The 6,196-nt window shown below is 70.6% G+C and carries 6 protein-coding genes; 4 read left to right on the forward strand and 2 right to left on the reverse strand.

Annotation, left to right across the window (positions count from 1 at the left end):
* Window positions 1-106: 106 nt before the first annotated feature.
* Both ACZ5CR_RS42020 and zapE read right to left on the reverse strand, forming a co-directional pair.
* A complete protein-coding gene (locus ACZ5CR_RS42020; protein ID WP_468867984.1) occupies window positions 107-1,471 on the reverse strand; it encodes an alkaline phosphatase PhoX in 1,365 nt (454 codons plus the stop codon).
* A 94-nt stretch (window positions 1,472-1,565) separates the two neighbouring features.
* Window positions 1,566-2,657: a cell division protein ZapE gene (gene zapE, locus ACZ5CR_RS42025; RefSeq protein WP_468867989.1), complete on the reverse strand. Its 1,092-nt coding sequence runs from the start codon at window positions 2,655-2,657 to the stop codon at window positions 1,566-1,568.
* A gap of 37 nt (window positions 2,658-2,694) precedes the next feature.
* Here zapE and ACZ5CR_RS42030 point away from each other — a divergent pair, with 37 nt between their 5' ends.
* From ACZ5CR_RS42030 to msrB, 4 genes are all read left to right on the forward strand, one after another.
* Window positions 2,695-3,510: a pyrimidine reductase family protein gene (locus ACZ5CR_RS42030; RefSeq protein ID WP_468867991.1), complete on the forward strand. Its 816-nt coding sequence runs from the start codon at window positions 2,695-2,697 to the stop codon at window positions 3,508-3,510.
* Window positions 3,511-3,673: 163 nt separating this feature from the next.
* On the forward strand, window positions 3,674-4,129 hold the full coding sequence (locus tag ACZ5CR_RS42035) for an indole-3-glycerol phosphate synthase (protein WP_468868023.1): 456 nt from the start codon (window positions 3,674-3,676) through the stop codon (window positions 4,127-4,129).
* 111 nt (window positions 4,130-4,240) lie between these two features.
* Window positions 4,241-5,635: a UDP-N-acetylmuramate--L-alanine ligase gene (gene murC, locus ACZ5CR_RS42040; RefSeq protein WP_468867995.1), complete on the forward strand. Its 1,395-nt coding sequence runs from the start codon at window positions 4,241-4,243 to the stop codon at window positions 5,633-5,635.
* 29 nt (window positions 5,636-5,664) lie between these two features.
* Complete coding sequence (gene msrB / locus ACZ5CR_RS42045; RefSeq protein ID WP_468868000.1) at window positions 5,665-6,072, forward strand: peptide-methionine (R)-S-oxide reductase MsrB; 408 nt, start codon at window positions 5,665-5,667, stop codon at window positions 6,070-6,072.
* Window positions 6,073-6,196 lie beyond the last annotated feature (124 nt).

The raw sequence follows: 6,196 nt of genomic DNA on the forward strand, positions 1-6,196 counted from the left end.
CCCTCTCTCTTTGTGTTGTTTCCGGGTGCTCGTGGGAGAACCACGGCCCCCCCCCCCCCCCCCCCCTCCCCCCTCCCCCCCCCCCCCCCCCCCCCCCCCCGCCCCGTCAGGTCCTGTGCCAGGGCCCCGTCACGGCGAACGTCGTGCCGGGCGTGTAGCAGTTGACGTACATCGTGTCGTGGTCCGGCGAGAAGCAGACGCCCGCGAACTCACCCCACTCGGGCTCCTGAGGGGTGCCGATGTTCTGCTGCCCGCGGGCCATCGCGTAGACCTCGCCGCGGCGCGTCAGTCCGTACACGTGCTGTGCGCCACCGCCGTCCTCGGCCACCATCAGGCCGCCGCTGGGGGCGAGGCAGATGTTGTCGGGGGACTCGCCGGGCAGTTGGATGTCGGTGCTCGGACCGAAGACGATCACCAGGGTGAGACGGCGCTCGGACGGGTCGTAGCGCCAGATCTGGCCGAAGTGGTCGGCCGCGGACCCCTCCGCGCTGTGGGCGAACGACGAGACGAAGTAGACGGACGTCCCGCCCCAGTAGCAGCCCTCCAGCTTCTGCGCGTGCGTGATGCCCTTGGGGCCGAAGTCCTGGTCCCTGATGGGCGTCTGGGCGGCCAGCGGGTCCGGTACGTCGACCCACTCGATGCCTTTGAAGCTGGCGCCCGTCTCCTGGATCGCGGACAGGTCGGGCACGCCCGGCACCCGCATGGCCTGGAGCTTGCCGCCCGCGCGGAGCGAGCCCCGGCCGCCCTCGGGCTTCTTGGGCAGGAAGCGGTAGAAGAGGCCGAAGGGCTTGAGGAAGGCGTCCTCGGTCTCGTAGACGACACCGCGCCTGGGGTCCACGGCGATCGCCTCGTGCTGGAAGCGGCCCATCGCGGTGAGCGGCACGGCTCCGGTGCGGCGCGGGTCGACGGGGTCGACCTCGAAGATGAAGCCGTGGTCCTTGGTGTAGCCGTTCGTGCCGGCCTTGTCCTCGGTCTCCTCGCAGGTCAGCCAGGTACCCCAAGGGGTAGGACCGCCCGCGCAGTTGACCGCGGTCCCGGCGATCGCGACGCGCTCGCTCAGGACGTTGTTGTGGCGGTCGAGCTCCAGCGCCGTACAGCCGCCCTTGCCCATCGGGTCGTAGGTGATGCCCTCGACCGTGGGCACGGGGACTCTGCCGGTGACGCGGTTCTCGTGGTTGCGTACGAGGTTGGTTCCGCCGCGCTTGCCGCGGAACGTGGCCATGCCGTCGAAGTTGCTCGGCACCTTGCCCTCACCGGAGGGAAGATCGTCGCCCTCCCGCGAGAGGACCTTGTAGCGGAAACCTTTCGGCAGATCGAGCAGTCCGGCGGGGTCGGGCACCAGCGGCCCGTACCCGGCCTTGCCCTGAGCTGCCGCGCTCCCCGCGAAGAGTTCCGAGAGCGCGCCGGTGAAGGCGATTCCCGCACCCACCGCACCGGTACGGGCTAGCACCTGACGTCGTGTCGTGGACATAAATGGTCGACCTCCTGCTGGCGGACAGGAACATGACCGGATGTGTGTACCACGCGCCCAGGCGTGCGGGAACCACGCGCGTAGCGGTGAGTCGCTACGCCTTGACGAGGCCCTGCGCGTCCCGCGCGAGCGCCGTGAGACGCGATATCGCCCGGAAGTACTTCTTCCGGTATCCGCCGTTCAGCATCTCCTCGCTGAACAACTGGTCGAAGGGGACACCCGAAGCGAGCACGGGGACCTCGCGGTCGTACAGGCGGTCGGCGAGCACGACGAGGCGCAGTGCGGTCGACTGGTCGGGGACGGGCGTCACATCGGTGAGGCAGACGGCTCGGAGCCCGTCGGTGAGCGCTCCGTACCGGCTGGGGTGGACGCGCGCGAGGTGGTCGAGCAGCTGCGGGAAGTCGTCGAGGCTCGCCCCGGCGGTCGCGTACGCGGCCTTGGTGACCTGCTCGTCCGAGTACGGAGCGGGCGCCTGAGGAAGACCCCGGTGGCGGTAGTCGTCGCCGTCGATGCGCAGCGACTTGAAGTGGGTGGCGAGGCCCTGGATCTCGCGCAGGAAGTCGGCGGAGGCGAACCGGCCCTCACCGAGCTTGCCCGGCAGTGTGTTCGAGGTCGCGGCGAGCGCGACGCCCTCGTCGACGAGGCGCGCGAGCAGCGAGGACACGAGCACGGTGTCACCCGGGTCGTCGAGCTCGAACTCGTCGATGCAGAGCAGCCGGTGCCCGCTGAGGGTGCGTACGGTCTGCTGGAAGCCGAGGGCCCCGACCAGGTTCGTCAGCTCGACGAAGGTGCCGAACGCCTTCTGCTCGGGCGCCGCGGGAGTCGCGTGCCAGAGGGAGGCGAGGAGATGGGTCTTGCCCACTCCATAGCCGCCGTCGAGGTAGACGCCGCGGGGCCCTGTGGGCGCTGCCGCCTTCTTCTGGAACCAGCGGCGCTTGCCCGCACCGGACGCGTGCGCCCCGCCGAGCCCGGCCGCGAAGCCGCTCAGGACCCGCACGGCCTCGGTCTGGCTCGGCTGATTCGGGTCCGGGATGTACGTGTCGAAGCGGACGGAGTCGAAGCGCGGCGGCGGCACCATCTCGGCGACCAGACGGTCGGCGGGGACGTGGGGCTCGCGGGCGCACAGCGACTGGGGACCCGCTTCGGCTATGGAGCTCTGGCCGGGGGCGGTGGTGGAGGACGACACGGTTCCTAACTCTAAGCGCCGTGCAAGACTGCTGGACATGCGACGCCTGTTCCCTGTGACCGACCAGACAGACGAAACAGCAGTACGAGAAACAGCAGTACGAGAATGGGGGCTGGGGGAGCTGGCCGACGCGTACGCCTATCCCTCGGGCGACGCGGCTGCCTCCGGCGGCACCGCTCCCTCGGGCGGCACCGCCTGGCTGCGCGCCAACATGGTGTCCACGCTCGACGGCGCGGCCCAGCACGACGGCCGGTCGCAGCCGATCTCCAACGACGCGGACATGCGGATCTTCGGCACCCTGCGGGGAATCGCCGACGCCGTGATCGTCGGCGCCGAAACGGTCCGCCAAGAGGGTTACCGACCGGCACGCGCGCGTGAAGCCTTCGCCGCGCGCAGGGAGGCGGCCGGGCAGACGGTGGCGCCCGCGATCGCCGTCGTCAGCGCGAGCCTCAACCTGGATTTCACCCTTCCGCTTTTCACCGAGCCGCTGGCGCCCACGCTCGTGGTGACCGGTGCCGCCGCGCCCGCCGACCGCATCGCCGCGGCCGAGAAGGCGGGCGCCGTTGTGGTGATCGCGGGGGAGGGGGCGGTCGTGGAGCCGGAGCGGGTCGCGCCCGCCCTGGCCGAGCGCGGCCTGACCAGGCTGCTCACGGAGGGCGGACCCCGTCTTCTCGGCCAGTTCGTGGCGGCGGGGGCCCTGAACGAACTCTGTCTGACGGTGTCCCCGATGCTCACTGCGGGGGACGCGCAGCGGATCTCCTGGGGCTCCGCGGTCCAGGTGCCGGAACGGTTCGCACTGGTTTCCGTGCTGGAGGAGGCCGGGTTCCTCTTCACCCGATACCGTCAAACCTGACAATCAGCGGAATCGTCCGTTCCGTTTCGCTTCCGCTGGGCACACTAAAAGTCGCAGACCCCGTGCGGCCACGGGGCAGGATGGTTTCCGCAGGGGCCTGTCGAGACAGACTCTCGGCGGCCCACGGATGAGAAGGGCGCCTGTCGTGTTCACAAGCGTATTGATGATCGAGAAGGCCCTGACCTCCGCCGACGTGGAGTTCGTCACCACCTTGCACGGCGAGGAGCCGGTCACCTTCCGGGTGCTGCTCCAGCCCCGCGGCGACCAGGCGGACCGCCTGCTGCGGGCCATCGACGACGTGGCTCTGGGGGAGATCGACGAGGCGGCGAGGGAAGGGGACGTACCCGAAGGGGAGGATGCGACGGGCCCCGCTCAGAAGGCACTGGGGGTCTCGCTGACGGCGCTGCGCGCGGCGGGCTGCGAGGCGTCGGGGCAGCTGATCGAGGACCACCCCCTCGACGCGCTCAAGCAGCTGGTCGACGAGGCGAACGCGGACGAGGTCATCGTCCTCACCGACCCGCACTACGTGGAGGAGTTCTTCCACCGGGACTGGGCGTCACGTGCCCGGCACAAGGTGGGCGTTCCGGTTCTGAAGCTGTTCTCTCACACCGAGGACTGAGCGCTTCCCCGCGCCCCTTACGGGGCGCAGGTGTGCTCGCCGCCTGCCCGAGGCAATAGTCTGAGCTCTGCTCATCTGCCGTAACTCTTGGACTCTTGGGGAGACACACGTATGGCACCCGGCCTGCCCACCGCCATGGACCGACCGCACTTCATCGGCATCGGCGGCGCCGGAATGTCGGGCATCGCCAAGATCCTGGCCCAGCGCGGCGCCAAGGTCGCGGGCAGTGACGCGCGGGAGTCCGCCACGGCCGAGGCCCTGCGGACCCTGGGCGCCACGGTCCACATCGGCCACGACGCCGCGCACCTGGCGTCGGACGCGACCAGCGTGGTCGTCTCCTCGGCCATCCGCGCCGACAACCCGGAGCTGGCCCGCGCCACCGAGCTCGGCATCCCGGTCGTCCACCGTTCGGACGCCCTGGCCTCCCTCATGGAAGGCCTGCGCCCGATCGCGGTGGCCGGCACGCACGGCAAGACCACGACGACGTCGATGCTCGCGGTCACCCTCTCCACCCTGGGCCTCGACCCCTCGTACGCGATCGGCGGCGACCTGGACGCACCGGGATCGAACGCGCTGCACGGCGAAGGCGACATCTTCGTGGCCGAGGCGGACGAGAGCGACCGCAGCTTCCACAAGTACGCGCCCGAGGTCGCCATCGTCCTGAACGTGGAGCTCGACCACCACGCCAACTACGCGTCGATGGACGAGATCTACGAGTCCTTCGAGACCTTCGTGGGCAAGATCGTCCCCGGTGGCACGCTGGTGATCGCGGCCGACCAGGAGGGCGCGGCCGAGCTGACGAAGCGCGTCCGCGGCCTGGGCGAGCTGAAGGTGGTGACGTACGGCGAGTCCGAGGGCGCCGACCTGCGTATCCACAAGGTCACCGCGCGTGGCCTGACCAGCGAGGTCACCGTCGTCCTGAACGGCAAGTTCCTGACCTTCACGGTCTCGGTCCCCGGCCGCCACTACGCCCACAACGCGGTGGCCGCCCTGGCCGCGGGCATCGCGCTCGGCATCCCCGCGCACAACCTCGCGTCGGCCCTCGGCTCCTACACCGGCGTCAAGCGCCGCCTCCAGCTCAAGGGCGAGGCGGCAGGCGTCCAGGTCATCGACTCGTACGCGCACCACCCGACCGAGATGACGGCCGACCTGGAGGCGATGCGCTCCTCCGCGGGCGGCTCGCGCCTCCTGGTCCTCTTCCAGCCCCACCTCTTCTCCCGCACGCAGGAGCTCGGCAAGGAGATGGGCCAGTCCCTGGCCCTCGCGGACGCCTCCGTGGTCCTGGACATCTACCCCGCCCGCGAGGACCCGATCCCCGGTATCACCAGCGCCCTGATCATCGACGCGGCCGTGGCGGCGGGCGCCGACGTACGGGCCGTGCACGACAAGACCGAGGCCGCGGCGGTCGTCGCGGGAATGACGAGGCCCGGTGATCTCGTTCTCACCATGGGAGCGGGCGACGTCACGGACCTCGGCCCGCAGATCCTGACCGAGCTGTCGAAGTAGCAAGCCGAAGTAGTAAGGGGTTCAGTCTCATGTCGTACGACGTCGAGAAGCCGGACGAGCAGTGGCGCGCGGAGCTGAGCCCCTCGGAGTACGCGGTCCTTCGCCAGGCGGGCACGGAGCCCGCGTTCGTGGGTGAGTACACGGACACCAAGACCAAGGGCGTCTACTCCTGCCGCGCGTGCGGCGCGGAGCTGTTCACCTCGAAGGAGAAGTTCGAGTCGCACTGCGGCTGGCCGAGCTTCTTCGACCCCAAGGACACGGACGCGGTCGAGCTGCTCCAGGACACCTCGCACGGGATGTCCCGCACGGAGGTCCGCTGCGCACGGTGCGGCTCGCACCTCGGGCACGTATTCGAGGGCGAGGGCTATGCGACGCCGACGGACCAGCGGTACTGCATCAACTCGATCTCGCTGACGCTGGCGCCCGAAGAGGGCTGAGCCACCGGTCATGATCCCGGGGGGGGGGAGGGGGGGGAGGGGGGGGGGGGGGGGGGGGGGGGGGGGGGGGGGGGGGGGGGGGGGGGGGGGGGGGGGGGGGGGGGGGGGGGGGGGGGGGGGGGGG

Source organism: Streptomyces sp. NPDC031274, assembly GCF_055570235.1.

What these genes read in the sequence shown, in the direction of transcription:
- ACZ5CR_RS42020 (WP_468867984.1), bottom strand. Translation starts at nt 1,471, where the DNA reads ATGTCCACGACACGACGTCAGGTGCTAGCCCGTACCGGTGCGGTGGGT.
- ACZ5CR_RS42030 (WP_468867991.1), top strand. Translation starts at nt 2,695, where the DNA reads ATGCGACGCCTGTTCCCTGTGACCGACCAGACAGACGAAACAGCAGTA.
- ACZ5CR_RS42035 (WP_468868023.1), top strand. Translation starts at nt 3,674, where the DNA reads ATGATCGAGAAGGCCCTGACCTCCGCCGACGTGGAGTTCGTCACCACC.
- murC (WP_468867995.1), top strand. Translation starts at nt 4,241, where the DNA reads ATGGCACCCGGCCTGCCCACCGCCATGGACCGACCGCACTTCATCGGC.
- msrB (WP_468868000.1), top strand. Translation starts at nt 5,665, where the DNA reads ATGTCGTACGACGTCGAGAAGCCGGACGAGCAGTGGCGCGCGGAGCTG.